This is a genomic window from Oceaniglobus roseus (assembly GCF_002869745.1).
GTDB classification, from domain to species: Bacteria; Pseudomonadota; Alphaproteobacteria; order Rhodobacterales; family Rhodobacteraceae; genus Oceaniglobus; species Oceaniglobus roseus.
This window is the reverse complement of record NZ_PNOS01000058.1, coordinates 1-18,973: the sequence shown is the minus strand read 5'-3', so window position 1 is coordinate 18,973 and position 18,973 is coordinate 1. Positions and strand designations below refer to the sequence as shown.

The window sequence follows — 18,973 nt, the reverse complement described above, 5'->3', positions numbered from 1 at the left end:
CCGCTTTCGCGGGTGCCGCCCACCAGGGCGCCGAGCGCGGCGCCGGCAAGCGCGCCGGTGCCGGTGCGGTTGGGCTGGCCAGTCTGCTGGTTGACGCAGGCGCCGAGCGTGAAGACGCCGAGCGTTGCGGCCAGAAGGGCATATCTTGATGTGGTCATTTGATCCTCACACGGTTTCCGTCACATCTCCAACGCGCGTGATAGGGTCTCGGCGCGTCGAGCGCATGTGGGGAAATGGGGCGTCGGCGGAGATTTGCCACACATCCGCGTGATGTCAGAGCCCGGTCCGCGCCGCCTCGTGGGCCAGCATCGCCCGCTTCACAGGCAGCCCCCAGTGGTATCCGCCAAGCCCGCCGGTCTTCCTGAGCGCCCGGTGGCAGGGGATCAGCCAGCTGACCGGGTTGCGCCCCACCGCGGTGCCCACCGCGCGCACCGCCTTCGGCGCGCCGATGTGGGCCGCGATCTCGCCATAGGTAGTGACATGGCCCGTGGGGATCGCCAGCAGCGCCTCCCAGACCTTGATCTGGAACGGCGCGCCGATCAGGAACAGCGGCGCCGGATCCAGCCCGTCGTCCGCCGCGCCGAACGCGGCCAGCGCCCAGGGGCGCAGGCGCATCGGGTCCTCCACGAAGTCCGCCTTCGGCCAGCGGCCCCTCAGGTCCTCCATCGTCGCCTCGGCCCCCGTCTCGGCGGCGAAGCCGATGCCGCAGATGCCCTTGCTCGTCGCCATCACCAGGGCCGGGCCGAAGGGGCTTTCGAACCAGCCCCAGAAGATCGTCAGCCCCTCGCCCGCCCGGGCATATTCGCCGGGGCTCATCGCCTCCCAGCGGACGAACAGATCGTGCAGCCGCCCGCCCCCGGAAAGCCCGGTCTCGGCCGCGGTGTCGAGGGTGGTGAACCGTTCGGCCAGCAGCGCCTTCGCGTGGCCGAGCCGCAGGAACTGCTGGAACCGCTTGGGCGAGATCCCGGCCCAACGCGAGAACATCCGCTGGAAATGCGCGGGCGAAAGGTTCATCTCGGCCGCGATGCCCTCGAGCGTCAGGTCGCGGCCGTCCTCGGCGTCCAGCCGCTCGATGGCCCGGCGCATCAGCTGCCAGTAATAGCTCTTCTCGGCGTCGCTCCCGGTCTTCGACATGGGCATGGGCATGTTCATCGTCGCTCTCCTGCGTGTGCCCTGAACCTACGCCCCTGCCCCGCAGCGCGCGACCCGGATGTTGCGCAATGGCTCAGCGGGTCATCGTCTCGACGCAGAGCACGGTGGGCAGGTGGCGGATGATCTCGTGCCAGCTTTCGCCCTCGTCCCGCGTGGCGAACACGCTGCCCGAGTTGGTGCCGAAATAGACGCCCGCCGGCGCGCCCCGGTCGGTCGCCATCGCCTGCCGCAGCACGGTGAAGAAGCAGTTTTCCTGCGGCAGCCCCTGCCGCTGCGCCTCCCATGTCGCGCCGCCGTCGCCCGAGGTCCAGACCGCCGCCCTCGCCTCCACCGGAAAGCGGCCCTGGGTGTCGCCGTTCAGGGGCACGACCCAGATGCGGTCGGGGTCGGTGGGATGCACGGCGATCGGGAAGCCGAAGGTCGAGGGCAGTCCGCCGCCGATATCGTCCCAGCTGCGCCCGCCGTCGCGGCTGCGGAAGGTGCCGTGGTGGTTCTGCTGGTACAGGAGGTCGCCCGCGCCGGAAGCGCGCACCATGTTGTGCACGCAGTGCCCCACCTCGTGCCCGCAGGCGCCCGTGGCCGTCTCCACCGCCTCGGCGTTCGACCGGCGGTTCCGCCGCTCCCAGCTCTGCCCGCCGTCCTCGGTGGCGAAGACCCCGGCGGCGGAGATGCCGACCCACATCTTCGCCGGATCGGCCGGATCGGTGACGATGGTGTGCAGCGTCAGCCCCGCCGCCCCCGGCTCCCAGCTGCCCGAGGAGGGGTGGTCGGTCAGCCCCTGCACCCGGTGCCAGGTCGCGCCGCCGTCGCGGCTGGCGAACAGCGCCGCCGGCTTCGCCCCGGCATGGAGCGTGCCATCCGCCCATTTCAGCGACCACAGCGCATCCACCGCGCCGCTGAAGGGCGCCGGGCCCGCCGGTTCCATGCCCAGATGCGCCGCCATCTCGGGATTCGCGGCGAGCCAGGCGTCGGCCTGCCCGTTGGCGAGCTTCGCGAGCGTCCACTCCGCCCCGTCCTCCGAGCGCCAGACCCCGGCCCCGAACCACTCGTTCCCCCCGGCGGCCCAGAGCCGCCCGGTTTCGGGATCGCCCGCCACGTGGTTCACCGGCCAGCCGCCGCAGAACGGGCCGGACAGCGCCCAGCCGTCCCTCGCCTCGTCGCCCCGGGCCAGGAACAGCCCCTTGGTCGTCCCGATCAGGATCGTGATCCCCGCCATCGCCGCCTCTCCCGCCGCAGCCGTCGCGCGCAGCCTACACCCCGCCCGCCCGAGTCGCACAGCGCCCTTGTCGGCGCCGGGCGGGGATGCGCCGGGCCTTGCCGCACCGGCGCGATCCGGGCATAGGGGAAGCGATGGCGAAACAGCTCCCCTATCCCGTGATCCGCGAGATCTTCAGCCGCTTCCGCGCGGCCCAGCCCGAACCGAAGGGCGAGCTCGAGCATCTGAACGCCTTCACCCTCGTCGTCGCCGTGGCGCTCAGCGCCCAGGCGACCGACGCGGGGGTGAACAAGGCCACCCGGGGCCTTTTCGCCGTCGCCGATACGCCCGAGAAGATGCTGGCGCTCGGCGAGGAGGGCGTGACCGAGTACATCAAGACGATCGGCCTCTACCGCAACAAGGCGAAAAACGTCATCAAGCTGTCCCGCATCCTGGTCGAGGAATACGGCGGCGAGGTGCCGTCATCCCGCGCCGCGCTGGAATCCCTGCCGGGCGTGGGGCGGAAGACCGCGAACGTGGTGCTGAACATGTGGTTCCGCCATCCCGCCCAGGCGGTCGACACCCATATCTTCCGGCTTGGCAACCGCTCGGGCATCGCGCCCGGCAAGACGGTCGAGGCCGTCGAGCGCGCGATAGAGGACCACGTTCCGGCCGAGTTCCAGCAGCACGCGCACCACTGGATGATCCTGCACGGACGCTACATCTGCGTGGCGCGGAAACCACGCTGCCCCGATTGCCTGATCCGCGACCTGTGCGCCTTTGAGGAGAAGACCGAATGAAGTTTGATGTCATCGGCATCGGCAACGCCATCGTCGACGTGATCGCCCAGGCCGACGACTCGTTCCTCGACAACATGGGGATCGAGAAGGGCATCATGCAGCTGGTCGAACGCCAGCGGGCCGAGGTGCTGTACGCCGCCATGGACGCGCGCACCCAGACGCCGGGGGGATCGGTCGCCAACACGCTGGCGGGGCTCGGGCAGCTGGGCCTTTCGACCGCCTTCATCGGCAAGGTGAAGGACGACGCGCTTGGCCGTTTCTATGCGGAAGGGATGCTGAAGGCCGGGACCGCCTTCCCGAACCCGCCGGTGCCGGGGGCCGAGGCGCCGACGTCGCGCTCGATGATCTTCGTTTCGCCCGACGGCGAGCGGTCGATGAACACCTACCTCGGCGCCGGGGCCGATCTGGGCCGCGCCGACGTGCCGCCCGAGACCTTCGCGGGCGGCGGCATCCTGTTCCTCGAGGGCTACCTGTTCGACAAGGACGAGGGAAAGACCGCCTTCGCCGAGGCGGCGCGGCTGATGCACGACGCGGGCGGCAAGGCGGGGATCTCGCTGTCGGACCCGTTCTGCGTCGACCGCCACCGCGCCGACTTCCAGCGCCTGATCGAGGGCGAGATGGACTTCGTCATCGGCAACCAGGCGGAGTGGACCTCGCTCTACCAGATGGACGACCCGGTGGCGGCGCTGGAGCGCGCGGCCGAGGTCTGCGAGACGGTCGTCTGCACCCGCTCGGGCCAGGCCGTGCTGCTGATCCGCGGCGGCCAGCGGGCCGAGGCGCCGGTCACGCCGGTGGTCCCGGTGGACGCGACCGGCGCGGGCGACCAGTTCGCGGCCGGGTTCCTCTACGGCTATGCCACGGGGCGCGACCTCGAGACCTGCGGGCGCATGGGGGTCGCCGCGGCGGCCGAGGTGATCGGCCACATCGGCCCCCGCCCCGAGGCGAGCCTGAAGGAGATCTTCGCGGCCGTAGGCCTGATCTGACCGGGTCCGGCGGCCCCGGTCCCCATCCTCAGTCCCCGAGCTTCGCGTGCACCTCGTCGAGGTCGATCTCGCCCACCGGCTTCCGGTTCGACGGATCGTCGAAGTCGTAGCGGAACAGCTTGAAATCCTTGTCGTAGATTTCCTTCATCAAATGCATCGACAGGTCGTCGAAATAGTCCTCGACCGGATGCGCCCGCTTCGGCCCGTGCCCCTCGGACTCGTTGAAGCGCGGGATCGCGTCCAGATCCACCGGATTGCGCAGCTCGGCCATGTCGAGCACGTCGCGCATCCCGTCGTTGAAGGACTCGGTCCAGAAGATCCGGTCGTACCGCCCGCCGTTGACGATGAAGGTCGAGATGTGCCCCGACATCGCCGACCAGTGGATGTCGGGATCCATCGGCTTCCGGAACCGGATGGTGTCGCGCACGAACAGCAGGAACCGCCGGAAGCTCCTGATCTGGTCGAACTCGGCGGTGCCGTCGTCGCCGCCCACGTCCACGCCGTATTTCTGGATCAGCCCCGGCACCAGGTTCCCGCGATAGCGGTTGCCGTTCCTCTGGATGCCGCAGATCTTGTCGAAGAAGGACGACAGGATGCGGCTGTAGGGGTTCCTGACGCAGGTGAAGGCGGGCGCCGTGTGACCCTTGACCGCCCGTTCGATGACCGGCTGGCTGTGGTCCTGCGCCCACTTGTGCAGCCCGTCCTTCGCGTCGTGGATGTCGCCGTCGAAGAAGCGGCCGTGATCCGAGTAGTACATGATCTGGCCGATGGTCGAGCAGGCGCATTTCGGCACCACCCGGTACACCATGTTCTCGCTTTCCGTCATCCAGGTTCCGGGGAAACCCATGGCGCGCGCACTCCTTCCGCTTTGGCCCGTTATGGGGCAGCTTGCCGCCAAGGGACAGAAAAATCAGAATAGTCCTGTCATTGCCGGATCGCTTTGCGCTACCTGTTGGCGCGTATGATCCCGCGGTGACAACAACGTTTCCCGAATGGCACAAATCGCATTCATCCTGCTCTGCCACAAGGATCCCGAGGCGATCATCCAGCAGGCCCGGGGGCTGACTGCCGTGGGCGACTGCATCTCGATCCACTTCGATGCCCGTGCCGCCGCCGCGGATTACGAGCGGATCACCTCGGCGCTGAAGGACAATCCGCGCGTCGTCTTCGCACGGCGCCGCCTGAAATGCGGCTGGGGCGGCTGGAGCCTCGTCGCGGCCACCCTCCTCGCCGTGGAGGCCGCGGTCGAGGCCTTCCCCCGCGCAACCCACTTCTACATGGTGTCCGGCGACTGCATGGCGATCAAGTCGGCCCACTACGCCCATGCCTTCCTCGATGCCGAGGATGCCGACTATATCGAAAGCGTCGACTATTTCGAAAGCGGCTGGATCAAGACCGGCTTCCGCGAGGAACGGCTGATCTACCGACACTGGTTCAACGAACGTACCCAGAAGCGGCTGTTCTACGCCTCCTACGACCTCCAGAAGCGGCTGGGCCTGACCCGCCGGATCCCCGAGGATCTGCAGATGATGATCGGCAGCCAGTGGTGGTGCCTCCGGCGGCAGACGATCGAGTGGGTGCTCGACTTCTGCCGGCAGCGCCCCGACGTGATGCGCTTCTTCCGCACCACCTGGATCCCGGACGAGACGTTCTTCCAGACGGTCGTGCGCCACATCATCCCCGGCACCGAGATCCGCTCGCGCACGCCGACCTTCCTGCTGTTCACCGATTACGGGATGCCGGTCGTGTTCTACGACGACCACTACGACCTGCTGCTGTCCCAGGACTATCTTTTCGCCCGCAAGATCAGCCCCGGCGCGACCGAGCTGAAGCGGCGGCTGGGCGCGCTCTATGCCAGCGAGACGCGCGACTTCCGCATCAGCAACGAGGGCCGCCGCCTGTTCCACTTCCTCACCGGGCGCGGCCGCACCGGCCGCCGCTTCGCGCCGCGGTTCTGGGAAACGGAGTCGACCCTCGGGCACGAACGCACGCTGATCATCCTGGCCTGCAAGAAATGGCATGTCGGCAAGCGCGTGCTGAGGCGGCTGGCCGGGGCCAGCGGGATCGCCGCGCTCGAATACCTGTTCGACGAGGAGGCGACGCCGCTGCCCGATCTCGGCGGCATCCAGAAGACGATGGAAAAGCGCACCCGCCACCGCCGCGCGCTGATGCGGATGCTGTTCGACTATCACCAGACCGACCGCCTGATGATCTGCCTCGATCCGAACAACATGGACCTGCTGCGCGACTTCCAGAACGACCGCTCCGTGACGAAGGTGCTGGAGATCGATTGCGTCTTCTCCGAAAGCTATCTTGCCGGCCACGCCCGGCGGGTCGGGCTGGCCGGGGAGACGACCCCGGCCGAGACCCTGGCGACCCTGCTGCCGACCATCCGCGCCGACATCGCCTTCGAAAGCGACGCCCTGCGCGACGCGGGATTCGAGCACTTCCTGCGCCTGAGCGAATCCGCGCCCCCGAAGTCCAACGCCGCCGCTCTGACCGAACTGCTGGGGATTTCCCCGGACCAGGCCCTTGCCATCGTTTCGGATCCGGGCCTTTTCTCCGACTAGACCCGATCGCCCTACGGCCGCGAACGGCCCGGACACCGCCCGAGAAAGGACAGACCATGCCCTATGCCTACGACGACCAGAACATCTTCGCGAAGATCCTGCGCAAGGAGATTCCGAACGACACGGTTATGGAGACCGAGCACACGCTCGCCTTCCGCGACATCCGCCCGCAGGCGCCCCACCACGTGCTGGTGATCCCGAAGGGCTCCTATGTCTGCCACGACCACTTCTGCATCGCCGCCTCGGACGCCGAGATCGTGGATTTCATGCGCGTCTCGGGGAAGGTCTGCCAGATGCTCGGCATCCAGCCCGGCGAGGGCGGGCAGGGTTTCCGCACCATCTCGAACGCGGGCGAGCACGGGGTGCAGGAAGTGCCGCATTACCACATGCACATCCTCGCGGGCCGCGGCCTCGGGCGGATGCTGAACCCCGCCTGAACCCCGCCCGCACCACGCCAGCACCGCGCCCGGAAACACGCCCGGACATGCGCGCCGGACTTGCGTGCCGCCATCGCCAAAGCCTAACCTCTCGCCCGATCTGAAACGGAGATTGCCCCCGATGACACGCCTTCCCAGCCTCCTTGCCGCGGCCGCCCTGGCCGTCCTGCCCGGCCTCGCCGCCGCCGCCGCCGCCGACCTGCCCGACCTCGGCGGACGCACCGTCGCCGTCGTGACCGAGAACGCCTATCCCCCGCTCCAGTTCGTCGACCCGAAGACGGGCGAGGCGACGGGCTGGGAATACGACGCCATGGCCGAGATCGCCAGGCGGCTGAACATGACGGTGGAATACGCCAACACCAGCTGGGACGCGATGATCCCCGCGGTCAGCCAGGGCCAGTACGACATCGGCATGACCGGCATCACCATCCGCGAGGACCGCGCCGAGGTGGTCGACTTCTCCGATCCCTACATGCGCTCGGAAATGGTCATGCTGGTCAGGGGCGACGAGGACCGCTTCATCGACGCCGCCTCGTTCCAGGAGGATCCCGACCTGCTGATCGGCGCCCAGCCCGGCACCACGCCCTTCTACGTCGGGATCTACGACGTGCTCGGCAGCGATGAATCCGACCCCCGGATGAAGCAGTTCGAAACCTTCGGCGCCGCGGTGCAGGCGCTGAGGACCGGCGACGTCGACCTGGTGCTGACCGACGGTACCGCCGGCGAAGGCTATGTCGCCGCGTCGGACGGGGCGCTGAAGATCGTGGGCGAGAAGCTAGGGAGCGAGGATTTCGGCTTCATCTTCCCCAAGGGCTCGGACCTCGTCGCGCCGGTCAACGCCGCCATCGCGTCGATGAAGGAGGACGGCACGATCGAGGCGCTGAACAAGAAGTGGTTCCTCGACTTCAAGATGGGCGAGTGAGGCGGAGGAAGGGGCGCGCGGCATGACCCCGCCGCGCGACCGCGACTTTCCCTGGTGGCTTCTGGTCGCCGCCGCCATCGCGGCGGTGATGCTGGTGCGCGTCGTCTCCGACGACTTCTATGCGCAGGTGCTGGCGACCCTTTCGAAGGGCATCGGCATCACCCTTTTCGTGACTGCCGTGGCCTTCGCCATGGCCTCGGGGTTTGGGCTGCTGCTGGCCCTCGCGGCGCTGTCGAAACACCTCGCGCTGCGCCAGGTCGCGCGCTTCTACGTCGAAATCGTGCGCGGCATCCCGATCCTCGTGCTGCTGCTCTACGTCGCCTTCGTGCTGGCGCCGATGCTGGTGGAGGCGTGGAACTGGCTGGTCAGGCCGCTGGGGCTGGAAGAGGCGCGCACCCGCGACTTTCCCCTGATCTGGCGGGCGATCCTCGCCCTCGTCATCGGCTATGCCGCCTTCATCGCCGAGGTGTTCCGCGCCGGCCTCGTCTCGGTCGATCCCGGGCAGATCGAGGCGGCGAAGGCGCTTGGCCTCTCGGGCTGGCAGTGCTTCCGGCTCATCGTCTTTCCGCAGGCGATCCGCACCATCCTGCCGCCGCTCGGCAACGACTTCATCGCGATGATCAAGGACTCCTCGCTGGTCTCGGTGCTGGGCGTGCTCGACATCACCCAGCTCGGCAAGGTCACGGCGGCGGGCAACTTCCGCTATTTCGAGACCTACAACGTGGTCGCGCTGCTGTACCTGCTGATGACCGTCACCCTGTCGCTGCTGCTGCGGCGGCTCGAGGCGCGGCTGAACCGGCGGCGGGGCGGATAGCGGATCGCTGACGGTCGGCACCGGGCCCCGGCCTTCACTCCACCCTGATTGCCACCCTTGCCGAACGGCCCGCGCCGTCGATCACCGACAGCGTCACGAAGCCCGGTCCGCCGACGCCGACCCAGGTCTCCCGCTCGGGCGTGGCGACCGAAACCGGGCGGCCGTCGGCGAGGATGGTGAAGGGCGGCACGCCGCCGCGCAGCTTCACCGCCAGCTGTCCGTCCCCGATCGCCAGTTCCGCGCCCTCGGGCGGGAAGGCGATCACCGGCGCGTCCGGGGCGGCGGCGAAGGCGGCGTCGCGGGGGCGGAAGCGCTGGAGCGGCTGCGGCAGGTCGGCGGTGGCGACCGTCAGCACGCCGGGAGGCGGCGCGCCGAGCGGCTCCAGCCGGGGCGAGAGCCGCGCGAAGGCCTGGAACAGCACCGGGGCGGCCAGGTCTCCGCCGAAGGCGCCAGGGACCGGCGTGCCGTCGGGCCGGCCCATCCAGACGCCGACGACGTGCCGCCCGTCGAAGCCGATGGCCCAGGCATCGCGATGGCCGTAGGAGGTGCCGGTCTTGTAGGCGAGCCCGTTCCGCGGCGCCCCCACCGGCGGCGCGAGTCCCGAAAGGATGTCGCCCACCTGCCACGCCGCCTCGGCCGACAGCACCCGCTGCGGCGTCCCCGCGCCGGACGGCAGCGCGTGCAGGTCGCGCCGCACCCCGCCCTCGGCCAGCATGGCATAGACCTGCACCAGCCCTTCCAGCGTCAGCCCCGCGCCGCCGAGCGCCACCGCGAGCCCCGCGCGCCCGCCCGGGATCTCGACCCGCGCACCGCTGCGGCGCAGGGCATCGACCAGCCGGGCGGGGCCGATGGCCTCGGTCAGCTTCACCGCCGGGATGTTCAGCGACATCTGGAGCGCGTCGCGCAGCCGCACGGTGCCGCGAAAGGCGCCGTCGAAGTTCTGCGGCGCGTAGGTGCCGAAGGCGGTCGGCACGTCCTCGATCAGCGTCTCGGGATGGGCAAGGCCCTGGTCGAAGGCGAGGCCGTAGATCACCGGCTTCAGCGTCGAGCCGGGCGAGCGCAGGGCCTCGGTCATGTCGACGAAGCCCTGCCTGGGGTCGTTGTCGTAGGCGGGAGAGCCGACCTGGGCCAGGATCTCGCCCGTCCGGTGGTCGGCGACCAGCAGCGCCACCGACACCCGCGCCCCCTGCCCGCGCAGCGCCTCGCGGGCAAGGTCCTCCATCGCGCGTTGCAGCGGCCGGTCGAGGGTCGTCGCGATCACGCCCGCGCCGGGGTCGTCAGCCAGCAGGCGGTCGGCGAGATGCGGGGCAAGGGCCGGGAACGGGCGGCGGGCGGTCGGCACGGCTTCGCGCCGGGCGGCGGCGGCGGCTTCGGTGCCGATGACGCCGGCGCGCGCCAGCCGGTCCAGCACCCGGTCGCGGGCCGCTTCGGCGGCGGCGGGAAAACGATCGGGGCGGCGGGTTTCGGGCGACTGCGGCAGCGCCACCAGCAAAGCCGCCTCGGCGGGGGTCAGGCGGGCGGGCTCCTTGCCGAAATAGACGAGCGACGCCGCGCGCACCCCTTCGATGTTGCCGCCGAAAGGCGCGCGGTTGAGGTAGAGCGTCAGGATCGCCTCCTTGCCGAGCCGCCGCTCCAGCGCCAGCGCGACCCTGAGCTGGCGCAGCTTGCCCGACCAGGCGCCGGTCGGCCCCTCCTCCAGCAGCCGCGCCACCTGCATCGTCAGGGTCGAGGCGCCGGAGCGGATGCCGCCGTGCATCACGGCACCGACCCCCGCCCTGAGCACCGCCAAGGGGTCGACGCCCCCGTGCTCGAAGAACCGCTTGTCCTCGTAGCCGACCAGCATCCTCACATAGCGCGGATCGACGGCATCCAGCCCCGTGGCCAGCCGCCAGCGCCCGTCGGCCACGGTATAGGCGCGCAGCAGCAGGCCGTGGCGGTCGCGCACCTCCGTTCCCGTCTCCAGCGCGAGCGGGGGCAGCCGGGTGGCGTCGATCCAGCCGTCGAAGCGGTCCCGCGCGGCCGCGCCCAGGAACAGCAGCACGGCCAGCGCGAACAGCATCCGCTCAGGGCGCATGGACCTCGCCTTCCCAGCCGCCGGGATAGGCGGTGACGAAGCCCGAGGGATGGATCTCAAGCGCCGCCGCGAAACCCGGCGAGGCATAGTCGACGGTGCGGTGGTCGCGCCGGGCATAGGTCTGTTCCAGCACCTCGGCCCGCGCCTCGGGCCAGCGCAGCCAGAGCGCGGCCACCTCCTGCGGATGCCCCGCCATCAGTCCCAGCCGACGCACCGGCAGCAGGTTCGTCGCCGGGGTGAATCCCAGGTCGACGTCGTGGCACTGCGCGCTGTCGGCGATGCTGCGCCCGTTCACCTGCCAGCCCTCGGGCGATTTCGCCAGCCTCCAGCCGACCGCCACGCCGCCGCGGGTGCCGGTGACGTCGGCGCTTTGCGACAGCCAGTCGCGGTCGCAGCGCACGAGGTAGTCGAGCCGCGTCTCCGACCCGCCCTCGGTGAACCGCGCGTGGCCGAGCAGCATCCAGCCCTCGGGCTCGCGCACCAGCTTGCAGGTGTCGTCGCCCGCCCCGTCCAGCCGGGTCCAGCGGGCGACCGCCTTGACCTCGCCCTTCACCGTCTCACTCCGTCACCGCGACCTGGCCGGTGGCGGTATGGGCGCGGAAGCGGGGGCGGTACATGTCCTCGACGCTCGCCGCGGGGTGGTGGTAGAGGCCCGGCGACACCGCGCGCACGATATAGGCGACGCGGAACGCCTGGTCCGAGCGCCAGTCGACCGCGGCGAGGAACCGGTCGCTCAGGAACTGCGCCGTCTGCACGTCCTGCACGGTGTCGAGCCAGTCGAGCGCCGCGATGTCGCCCGATTGCAGCAGGTTCGGATTGTCGATCTCGAACCCCGCGGGCAGCGGATCGTCGACCATCAGCCGCGCCTCGGTGTCGGCGAAGGGCTGCACGGTCAGGAGCGCGACAAGGCGGGTGCCAATCTTCACGCGGTCGGGCTGTACCGGATCGCCCTCCATGGTGAAATAGGTCCGCTCGATCGCGTAGCCCTCGCCGCCCTTCGGTTCCGGCACCTCCGGCACGCCGAAGGTGGTGAGGGTCAGCGTCGCCTCGTCGCTGCCGGTGTTGGCGATCTCGACGGGGCCGCCCGCCGTGTCGGCCTCGCGCACCCGGATCAGCGGGCCGTCCGGCGCCGCCCCGTTCACCGTCAGCCCGTCCGAGCGGGCGTCGCCGATCAGCGCGTGGGCCGCCAGCAGCGACCAGACCGCCTCCTGGGTCGAACGCTCGGGCTCGCCCGTCTTCGGCACCACCCGGTCGATCAGGGCATCGCGCGGGATTGCGGTGCTGCCCGATTCCACGGCCAGCGTCAGGACGGCGGCGCTGTCGCGCAGGCGGGTGCCGTAGTCGGCGCGCCAGGTGCGCCCCGCCTCCTCGGGCTCGGGCCGGGTCAGCCGCTCGCCCGCGCGGGCGAACATCGCGTCGGCGCGGCTCGGATCGCCGTAGGAGGCGAGTGCGGCGCCAAGCTGGGCCAGCGCCAGCGGCGTGGCGAAGGCGTCGGCCTTCACGTCGGCATAGTAGCGCAGGTCGCCGATGGCCGCCGCCCCCTCGCGCGCCAGCACCTGAAGCGCATAGGCGATATCCTCGCCCCCGTCGTCGAAGTCGGGGGCGTAGTTCACCCGGTTCCTGAGGTTGTCCAGCGCCTCGCGGAAGGCGGTGTCGGGCACGTCGATCCCCTGCACCCGGGCGCGGGACAGGAAGTCGGTGACGTAGGCGTCGAGCCAGAAATCGCCCGACCCCGGCCCCCACAGCCCGAAACTGCCCCCCGGCGCCTGGTTGTCGAGGACGCGTGTGACGGCCTGTTCGATCCGCTCGTCCAGCTGGTCCTTCGTGCCGAGGCCCATGGCCCGGGCGACGGACGAGAGGTAGAGGAGCGGCATCGCCGTGCTCGTCACCTGCTCGGTGCAACCGTAGGGATAGCGGTCGAGCGCGGCCAGAAGGCCGGGGCTGTCGAACCGGGCGAGGGGACCGGCGGTGAGGGTGGCAAGGCCGGTGCCGGGCATCAGGCCCGCGAACACGTCGTCGTCGAAGGTGAAGGTGTCCCCGGCGGCAAGGGTGAAGCGGCTGGTGCGCTGCGTCTCGGGGTCGTTGGCGCGCACCGGCAGGGTCAGCTGGCGCTCCAGCGTCTTGCCCCCCGGCGTGGTCAGCGAGATGTCGATGGTGTAGTCGCCTTCCTCCCCCGCCGTGATCGGCACGCTGAAGGTCTGCTTTTCGCCCTCGGTCAGGGTGAAGCTCGCCGGCAGGGTGCCGAGCTCCAGCGTCACCCCCGCGCTGCCGACGCGCAGGGCGGCGGCGCCGGTGGGTCCGGTGGCATGGGTGACTTCCAGCAGCAGCCGCGACTGGTCGCCGGGGGCAAGGAAGCGCGGCAGGGTGGCGTCGACCACCACCGGATCGCGTACCAGCACGTCCTTTTCCGCCTGTCCGACGCCGGTGGCCGACCAGACCGTCGCCATCAGGCGGACCGTGCCATTGAAGGCGGGCAGGTCGAAGGTGGTGCGCGCCATGCCGTCCTCGCCCACCGTGAGCGGGCCCGAGGTGAAGGCGACGAGCTTCTCCGTCGGCGGCGGCGACTGCATCCGCATCCCCGCGCTGCCGTCCCCGCCCGAGCGCAGGCTGCCGAGGTTGCCTGTGTTGCCGTCGATCAGCCGCCCGTAGACGTCGCGGATCGCGACGCCGAGCTTCCGCTGGCCGAAGTAGTAGGCCGAGGGGTCGGGGCTGTCGAAGGCGGTCAGGTTCAGGATGCCGAGGTCGACGGCCGAGATCACGGCATGGGCGGTGTCGCCCGGCTCTGCCCCCTCGACCTTCAGCGCCACCTCGAAGGGCTGGCGCGGCTCGGCGCTGTCGGGCACCTCGAAACTGGCGGAAAGCTGCGCCGCTCCGGGATCGACCTTGGCATAGGCCAGGCCGAGCGCCCGCGCCGGGGCGTGGCCCGCGCCGTTCGGCGACAGCACCGTGGCGGTGACATAGGCGCCCGCGCCCCAGTCCTCGGTCACGGGCACGGGGATCGTGCTTTCGCCCTCGGGCACCTCGACCGTCCGGGTCGAGATCACGCGGTCGGACAGCACGCTGACCAGCGCGGTGCCCGCGGCACGCGGCACGATCCGCAACTCGGCGGTGTCGCCCGGCGCATAGGCCGCCTTGTCCAGCGACAGCTCCAGCACGTCCGGCGTGTCGAGCGCGCCGTCCGCCGCGTACCACCCCGCATCGAAGGAGATGGAGGCCGCGGCATAGGCGCTTCCCAGCCGCTCCACCCTGATCTCGTACTGCCCCCAGGTGACGGGCGCCGAGACGGTGACGGGATCGGTGCCAAGCGTCACCTCGCCCGTGGCGACGCGGGTGCGGCGGGTGACAGGCTCCCACTCCCAGTTGCCGTAGAGCGTGTACCACTGGTACGTCGTCTCGACCCGGTTCACGGTCCAGCGCGCCTGCACCGGGCTGTCGGCATTGGCGGCGATCACCTGGAAGGCGGCGGTGCCGTTCTCGGGCAGCACGCCGTCGAAGGCGGGCTTCAGGCCGATGGCGGGACCCTCCAGCGCCAGCGGCCGCGTGATGTCGCGCTCGATCGGGCGGCCCGAACCTTCGGCGACACGCACGCGGGCGCGCACCTCCATCGGGCGGGAGGGGGCGGTCATCTCGGGCAGTTGCAACTCGATCACCGCCTTTCCGGCAGCATCGGTCTGCACCGTGTCGAGATAGCGCGACTGCGCATCCACCGGCTGATCGTAGCGGCCGAAGACGAAGCCGGGGTATGCGTCGAGCGTGTCGGCGGGCGCCACCTGCACGTCGGTCTCGACCTTCAGTCCCGCGCCGGGGGCGCCGAAGAGGTACTTCGCCTCAACCGTCAGCGGCGTGCCGCCCGTGGCGGGCACCGGGCCCCCCGGCAGCGAGAGCGTTGCGTCGATGCGCCCGGGCAGGAAATCCTCGACCAGCACCTCGGCCGTGGCGGACGCGGGGGCGTCGGTGTCGGCGAAGAAGGACAGCCGCCAGGTGCCGCGCGCCACGTCGTCGCCCACGGGCATCCGCACGACATGGCCGCCCGCCCCCTCGTCCTGCGACAGCGTGCGGGAATATTCCTGCCCGTCGGGGCGGTAGAGGATCGCGGTCAGCGGCAGCCCCTCGATCGCCTGCGCGGCGTCGTCGCGGGCCAGCGCCGTTGCCACGATGGTCTCGCCCGCGCGGTAGGCGCCGCGGTCGGTGGTCACGAAGACGTCCACCGGCCCGGCGGGCGCGCGGCCCTCCACGCCCCGGTCCGACAGGTCGAACTCCGGGTCGGTGAGCGGCAGGAAGGCCATGTCGTCCCCCTCCTCGGCCAGCAGCAGCGCGGGCGCCGCGCCGCCGGTGCCCCGGGTGAGGCCGGGGGCGAAGGTCGCGCGGCCCTCGGCATCGGTCTCGGCCGTGCCGAGCACCGCGTTGGCGCGCGACAGCAGGGTGAGCGTCACGCCCGGTTTCGCCGCCGCATCGCCCAGCCCGCGCACGAAGGCGGTCAGCCCGTCGTTGCCCGAGAAGGTGGTGAGCCCCAGGTCGGAGACCACGAACCACTGCGCCGCCGCCGGATCGTCGTAGGGATCGGCCCCCGGCACACGCGCCTGCAGCACGTAGATGCCGGGCTTAAGCGCGCCCGCGACCTCGCCGACGGGCAGGCGGGTCGTCACGTCTCGGTTCAGGTCGCGCTGCACGGTGCCGGTGCCGCTCCAGATCTCCTCGGCGATCTCGCCGTCGAACTGGTCCTGCCGGTACTGCGGCACGGGGCGCGCGAACATGTCTCCCTGGATCGCGCGGATCAGGTTGCGGTCCGAGACGCGGGAGAGCTTCAGCTCCACCGTGTCGAGGTTCACCGTCACCACCGGCACCGCCACCTCGCCCCCCGCGGGCAGGATATAGCCGCGGCCGGGGAAGCGGGCGGCGGGCGCGCGGTCGCGGACGTAGAGGGTCAGCGGCACCGATTTCGCCAGCACCTCGCCCGAGGCGGCGGGCAGCCCCTCGCGCATGGTGACGCGGTAGCGCTGGCCATGCTCGACCCCGTCGAGGCACAGCTGGTTGCCCTCGGCCTGCACGACGAGGCCCGCGGCATCGGTCTGGACATAGGTGGCGTAATCGACCCCGGCCTGCACCAGATCCTCGTTGAACTGGGCGCAGATCCGCGGCTGGGCCGCATCGCTTTCCACGCTGTTGTCGGTGACGCGGAAACCGAACTTGCCGATGGCGGCATCCAGCGCCGCGGCGATGTCGTCGCGCGGCGACAGCGACTGGGCGAGGCGCAGCGCCGGGATCGAGGCGCGGCCGCGGCCCACCCGCTCCAGCGCGTCGGCCATGACCTCCAGCGCCGAGACCTGGGCGGGCACGGTGCCCGACCGCAGGTAGCCGTTGATCGCCGCCAGCACGGCGCGGTTGCGATAGGTCTGCTGCTGGTCGCCGCTCGACGCCTCCACCGCCAGCAGGAGCCGGGCGTATTCCGTCCAGAGGTCGGCCGCGTCGGTGATCCCGAGAGCCTGCCCGGTGAAGCGCAGCGCGCCGCCGGTGTTGCCCGAACTCCGCGCAGCGCGGGCCGATTGCAGCAGCTCGACCGCCGTCAGCCCGGTCATGGCATGGCGCAGCGGCAGGTCCACCGCCTCGGCCTTCGCGGCCTCGAGGTCGGCCGGCTCGAGGAAATCGAGCGTCTGCGCCAGCCCCTCGGCGCGGGACAGGATCTCGGCCGGAACGTCGGTCACTTCGGCCGACATCGCCCCTTGGTAGGGCTGGCGGTCGGTGACGCCCGTCTTCGGAAAGCAGGCGTTCGAGCGGGTGTTGAAGGTGAAGGCGGTGCAGCTGCTGTCGGCAAGGCAGGTGGCGCGGCAGACGTCGTAGGTGGTGTCGAACACCGCGCTGAGGTCGCCGCCGAAGAAATCGGTGTCCGAGGTGACGGTGACGCGCCGCTCGGGCACCGGTGAGTCGGCGAGGGCGGGCGCGGCAAGGGCAAGGGAGGCAAGCGTGAGGACGACGCGCAGCATGGCAGATCCACCTGGTGATTGCGGGGATGGCAGCCCCCTCATCGTCGCATACCGCCCGCGAGTCTGACAAGGCGGCGCGGGGCGGGCTGCCGTTAAGGTGATCTAAACCTCCCGCCTCCAGTCTCGCGCCCGTGGATCCGGCAGAAGGCCGAAGGGAAAGGGGACAGCATGGATCTGTCGTCGCTTCTGGCGAACGAACGGCGCGCGCGGCTGGCCGCCGAACGGCTGCTGGAGCTGCGCCAGACCGAGCTGCGCGAGGCCAACCGCCGCCTCGCCCTGCACGCCCGCGCCCTGTCCACCGAGATCGTCGAGACGCGGGACGAGGTCGCCTCGATCCGCTCGCAAAGCGAACAGCTGCACGGCGAGGTGACGCGCACCCAGGCCGACCTTGCCCGCGCCGAACAGGCCGCCGCCCTGGCCGAGACGCGGCTGTGGGCCGCGCTGCAATCGGTGCGCGACGGCTTCGCCATGTTCGATGCCGAGCACCGGCTGGTGGTCGCCAACAAGGCCTACCTGTCGATCTTCGACGGGCTCGCGATGATGGCGCCGGGCGTCCCTTACAACGACATCGTCGATGTCCTGCTGGACGAGGGGATCGTCGATCCGCAGGGCCCGCCCGGACCCTGGCGCGCGGCGATGAAGGCGCGCTGGCAGCAGGACGTGCCGCCCTCTGCGGTGCTGCGGCTCTGGAACGGCCAGTTCGTCAAGCTGGTGGACCGGCGCACGCCGGACGGCGGGATGGTGACGCTGGGCATCAACCAGACCGACAACCTGCGCATGTGGGCCGCGGTAGAGGCGATTCCCGACGGCTTCGTCCTGTTCGACCAGGACGACCGGCTGGTGATGTGCAACGACCGCTACCGCGAGATCTATCCGGAAAGCGCCCCCGCCATCCAGCACGGCGCGAGTTTCGAGAGCATCCTGCGCTTCGGGCTGGCACGCGGCCAGTACCGCGAGGCGGTGGGCCGCGAGGAGGAGTGGCTGGAGGAGCGGATGGCCGCCCACCGCGCCCCCTCGCAGATGATCGAGCAGCAGCTGGGCGACGGGCGCTGGCTCCGGATCCTCGAACATTCCACCCCCGACGGCGGGCGCGTCGGCCTGAGGATGGACATCACCCCGATCAAGGAACAGCAGGCCGCCCTGGAGGCCGAGCGGGCGCGGGCCGAGGCGGCGAACCGCGCCAAGTCCACCTTCCTCGCCAACATGAGCCACGAGATCCGCACCCCCCTGAACGGCGTCGTCGGCATGGCGGAACTGCTCTGCGACGGCACCCTGACCGCCGAACAGCGGATCTGCGCGGAAACCATCAAGTCCTCGGGCGAAGCGCTGCTCGTGATCCTGAAGGACATCCTCGACTTCTCGAAGATCGAGGCGGGGAAGATGCCGCTCGCCGCGCAGCCGTTCGACGTCGAACGCTGCCTGCACGACGTGGTGCGCCTCCTGCAGACGACGGTGCAGGACCGCGACCTGGCGGTCGTCGTGGACGTGCCGTCCGACTTCGTGCCGGTGGCCATCGGCGACGAGGGGCGGGTGCGGCAGGTGCTGACCAACCTCGTCGGCAATGCGCTGAAGTTCACCGAGCGGGGGCATGTGGCCGTCCGCGCCTGCCGCGACGCGGCGGGTGTGCTGGTGGTGGAGGTCGAGGATACGGGGATCGGGATACCGCCCGACAAGCTGGAACACGTCTTCGACAAGTTCACCCAGGTCGAGGACGGCAGCGCCCGCAAGTTCGAGGGCACGGGCCTGGGCCTCGCCATCTCGCGCCAGTTGGTCGAGCAGATGGGCGGGCGGCTGACCGTCCACTCCGAACCCGGCACCGGCAGCCGCTTCGTGGCCGCGCTTCCCCTGCCCGCGGGCGCTGTCCCGGCGCCGAAGCTTCTTGCGCCGCAGCATCTGAAGCGGGCGGTAATCCTCGGCGGCGCCGCGGTGCTGCGCGAGACGCTGACGCGGCAGCTGGCCGCGCTGGGGCTGGCGGTCGTCGCGGCGGAGGGCGCCGCGGCGCTGCCCGTCGACACCGGGGCGGGCGATGTCGTCGTCGCACTGTC

Annotated in this window: 13 protein-coding genes; 7 read left to right on the top strand and 6 right to left on the bottom strand. The window is 70.7% G+C overall.

Annotated elements, in window-relative coordinates; translation table 11 throughout:
- Positions 1-273: 273 nt before the first annotated feature.
- Entirely contained in the window at positions 274-1,146 is an 873-nt protein-coding gene (locus A7B20_RS20050; protein ID WP_425437190.1) for a methylated-DNA--[protein]-cysteine S-methyltransferase, read from the bottom strand.
- 79 nt (positions 1,147-1,225) lie between these two features.
- The gene (locus tag A7B20_RS20045; protein ID WP_102110364.1) at positions 1,226-2,368 is read right to left on the bottom strand and encodes a WD40/YVTN/BNR-like repeat-containing protein; all 1,143 of its coding nucleotides are present in this window, start codon (positions 2,366-2,368) and stop codon (positions 1,226-1,228) included.
- Between the two features lie 134 nt (positions 2,369-2,502).
- On the opposite strand from A7B20_RS20045, the gene nth reads away from it, so the two are divergent.
- Together nth and A7B20_RS20035 are read left to right on the top strand one after the other, a co-directional pair.
- Complete coding sequence (gene nth, locus A7B20_RS20040) at positions 2,503-3,147, top strand: endonuclease III (RefSeq protein WP_102110363.1); 645 nt, start codon at positions 2,503-2,505, stop codon at positions 3,145-3,147.
- Positions 3,144-4,130, top strand: a complete 987-nt coding sequence (locus A7B20_RS20035) for an adenosine kinase (RefSeq protein WP_102110362.1) — start codon at positions 3,144-3,146, stop codon at positions 4,128-4,130. The genes nth and A7B20_RS20035 overlap by 4 nt, the downstream gene beginning before the upstream one ends.
- A 28-nt stretch (positions 4,131-4,158) precedes the next feature.
- Here the strand turns inward: A7B20_RS20035 and A7B20_RS20030 are convergent, their stop codons facing one another.
- The gene (locus A7B20_RS20030; protein ID WP_102110361.1) at positions 4,159-4,977 is read right to left on the bottom strand and encodes a sulfotransferase family protein; all 819 of its coding nucleotides are present in this window, start codon (positions 4,975-4,977) and stop codon (positions 4,159-4,161) included.
- Between the two features lie 145 nt (positions 4,978-5,122).
- Here A7B20_RS20030 and A7B20_RS20025 point away from each other — a divergent pair, with 145 nt between their 5' ends.
- From A7B20_RS20025 to A7B20_RS20010, 4 genes are all read left to right on the top strand, one after another.
- On the top strand, positions 5,123-6,700 hold the full coding sequence (locus A7B20_RS20025) for a DUF5928 domain-containing protein (RefSeq protein WP_102110360.1): 1,578 nt from the start codon (positions 5,123-5,125) through the stop codon (positions 6,698-6,700).
- Between the two features lie 56 nt (positions 6,701-6,756).
- Positions 6,757-7,137: an HIT domain-containing protein gene (locus A7B20_RS20020; RefSeq protein WP_102110359.1), complete on the top strand. Its 381-nt coding sequence runs from the start codon at positions 6,757-6,759 to the stop codon at positions 7,135-7,137.
- A 121-nt stretch (positions 7,138-7,258) separates the two neighbouring features.
- A complete protein-coding gene (locus tag A7B20_RS20015; protein ID WP_102110358.1) occupies positions 7,259-8,059 on the top strand; it encodes a transporter substrate-binding domain-containing protein in 801 nt (266 codons plus the stop codon).
- Between the two features lie 22 nt (positions 8,060-8,081).
- Positions 8,082-8,873 carry an amino acid ABC transporter permease gene (locus A7B20_RS20010; RefSeq protein ID WP_102110357.1) on the top strand — a complete coding sequence of 264 codons (792 nt, stop codon included), beginning with the start codon at positions 8,082-8,084 and terminating at the stop codon, positions 8,871-8,873.
- 34 nt (positions 8,874-8,907) lie between these two features.
- Here A7B20_RS20010 and pbpC read toward each other — a convergent pair whose 3' ends face one another.
- From pbpC to A7B20_RS19995, 3 genes are read right to left on the bottom strand one after another with little or no spacing between them, the layout of a single operon-like run.
- Positions 8,908-10,947, bottom strand: a complete 2,040-nt coding sequence (gene pbpC, locus A7B20_RS20005; protein WP_102110356.1) for a penicillin-binding protein 1C — start codon at positions 10,945-10,947, stop codon at positions 8,908-8,910.
- On the bottom strand, positions 10,937-11,500 hold the full coding sequence (locus A7B20_RS20000; RefSeq protein ID WP_102110355.1) for a putative glycolipid-binding domain-containing protein: 564 nt from the start codon (positions 11,498-11,500) through the stop codon (positions 10,937-10,939). Before A7B20_RS20000 ends, pbpC begins: the two co-directional genes overlap by 11 nt.
- Positions 11,501-11,504: 4 nt before the next feature.
- Entirely contained in the window at positions 11,505-16,928 is a 5,424-nt protein-coding gene (locus tag A7B20_RS19995; protein ID WP_102110354.1) for an alpha-2-macroglobulin family protein, read from the bottom strand.
- 168 nt (positions 16,929-17,096) lie between these two features.
- Here A7B20_RS19995 and A7B20_RS19990 point away from each other — a divergent pair.
- Positions 17,097-18,973 (top strand): PAS domain-containing sensor histidine kinase (locus tag A7B20_RS19990; RefSeq protein WP_102110353.1); only part of this gene is annotated, 1,877 nt, incomplete at its 3' end.

Coding starts and splice junctions, on each gene's coding strand:
- A7B20_RS20050 (WP_425437190.1), bottom strand. CDS start 1,146: ATGCCCATGCCCATGTCGAAGACCGGGAGCGACGCCGAGAAGAGCTAT.
- A7B20_RS20045 (WP_102110364.1), bottom strand. CDS start 2,368: ATGGCGGGGATCACGATCCTGATCGGGACGACCAAGGGGCTGTTCCTG.
- nth (WP_102110363.1), top strand. CDS start 2,503: ATGGCGAAACAGCTCCCCTATCCCGTGATCCGCGAGATCTTCAGCCGC.
- A7B20_RS20035 (WP_102110362.1), top strand. CDS start 3,144: ATGAAGTTTGATGTCATCGGCATCGGCAACGCCATCGTCGACGTGATC.
- A7B20_RS20030 (WP_102110361.1), bottom strand. CDS start 4,977: ATGGGTTTCCCCGGAACCTGGATGACGGAAAGCGAGAACATGGTGTAC.
- A7B20_RS20025 (WP_102110360.1), top strand. CDS start 5,123: ATGGCACAAATCGCATTCATCCTGCTCTGCCACAAGGATCCCGAGGCG.
- A7B20_RS20020 (WP_102110359.1), top strand. CDS start 6,757: ATGCCCTATGCCTACGACGACCAGAACATCTTCGCGAAGATCCTGCGC.
- A7B20_RS20015 (WP_102110358.1), top strand. CDS start 7,259: ATGACACGCCTTCCCAGCCTCCTTGCCGCGGCCGCCCTGGCCGTCCTG.
- A7B20_RS20010 (WP_102110357.1), top strand. CDS start 8,082: ATGACCCCGCCGCGCGACCGCGACTTTCCCTGGTGGCTTCTGGTCGCC.
- pbpC (WP_102110356.1), bottom strand. CDS start 10,947: ATGCGCCCTGAGCGGATGCTGTTCGCGCTGGCCGTGCTGCTGTTCCTG.
- A7B20_RS19995 (WP_102110354.1), bottom strand. CDS start 16,928: ATGCTGCGCGTCGTCCTCACGCTTGCCTCCCTTGCCCTTGCCGCGCCC.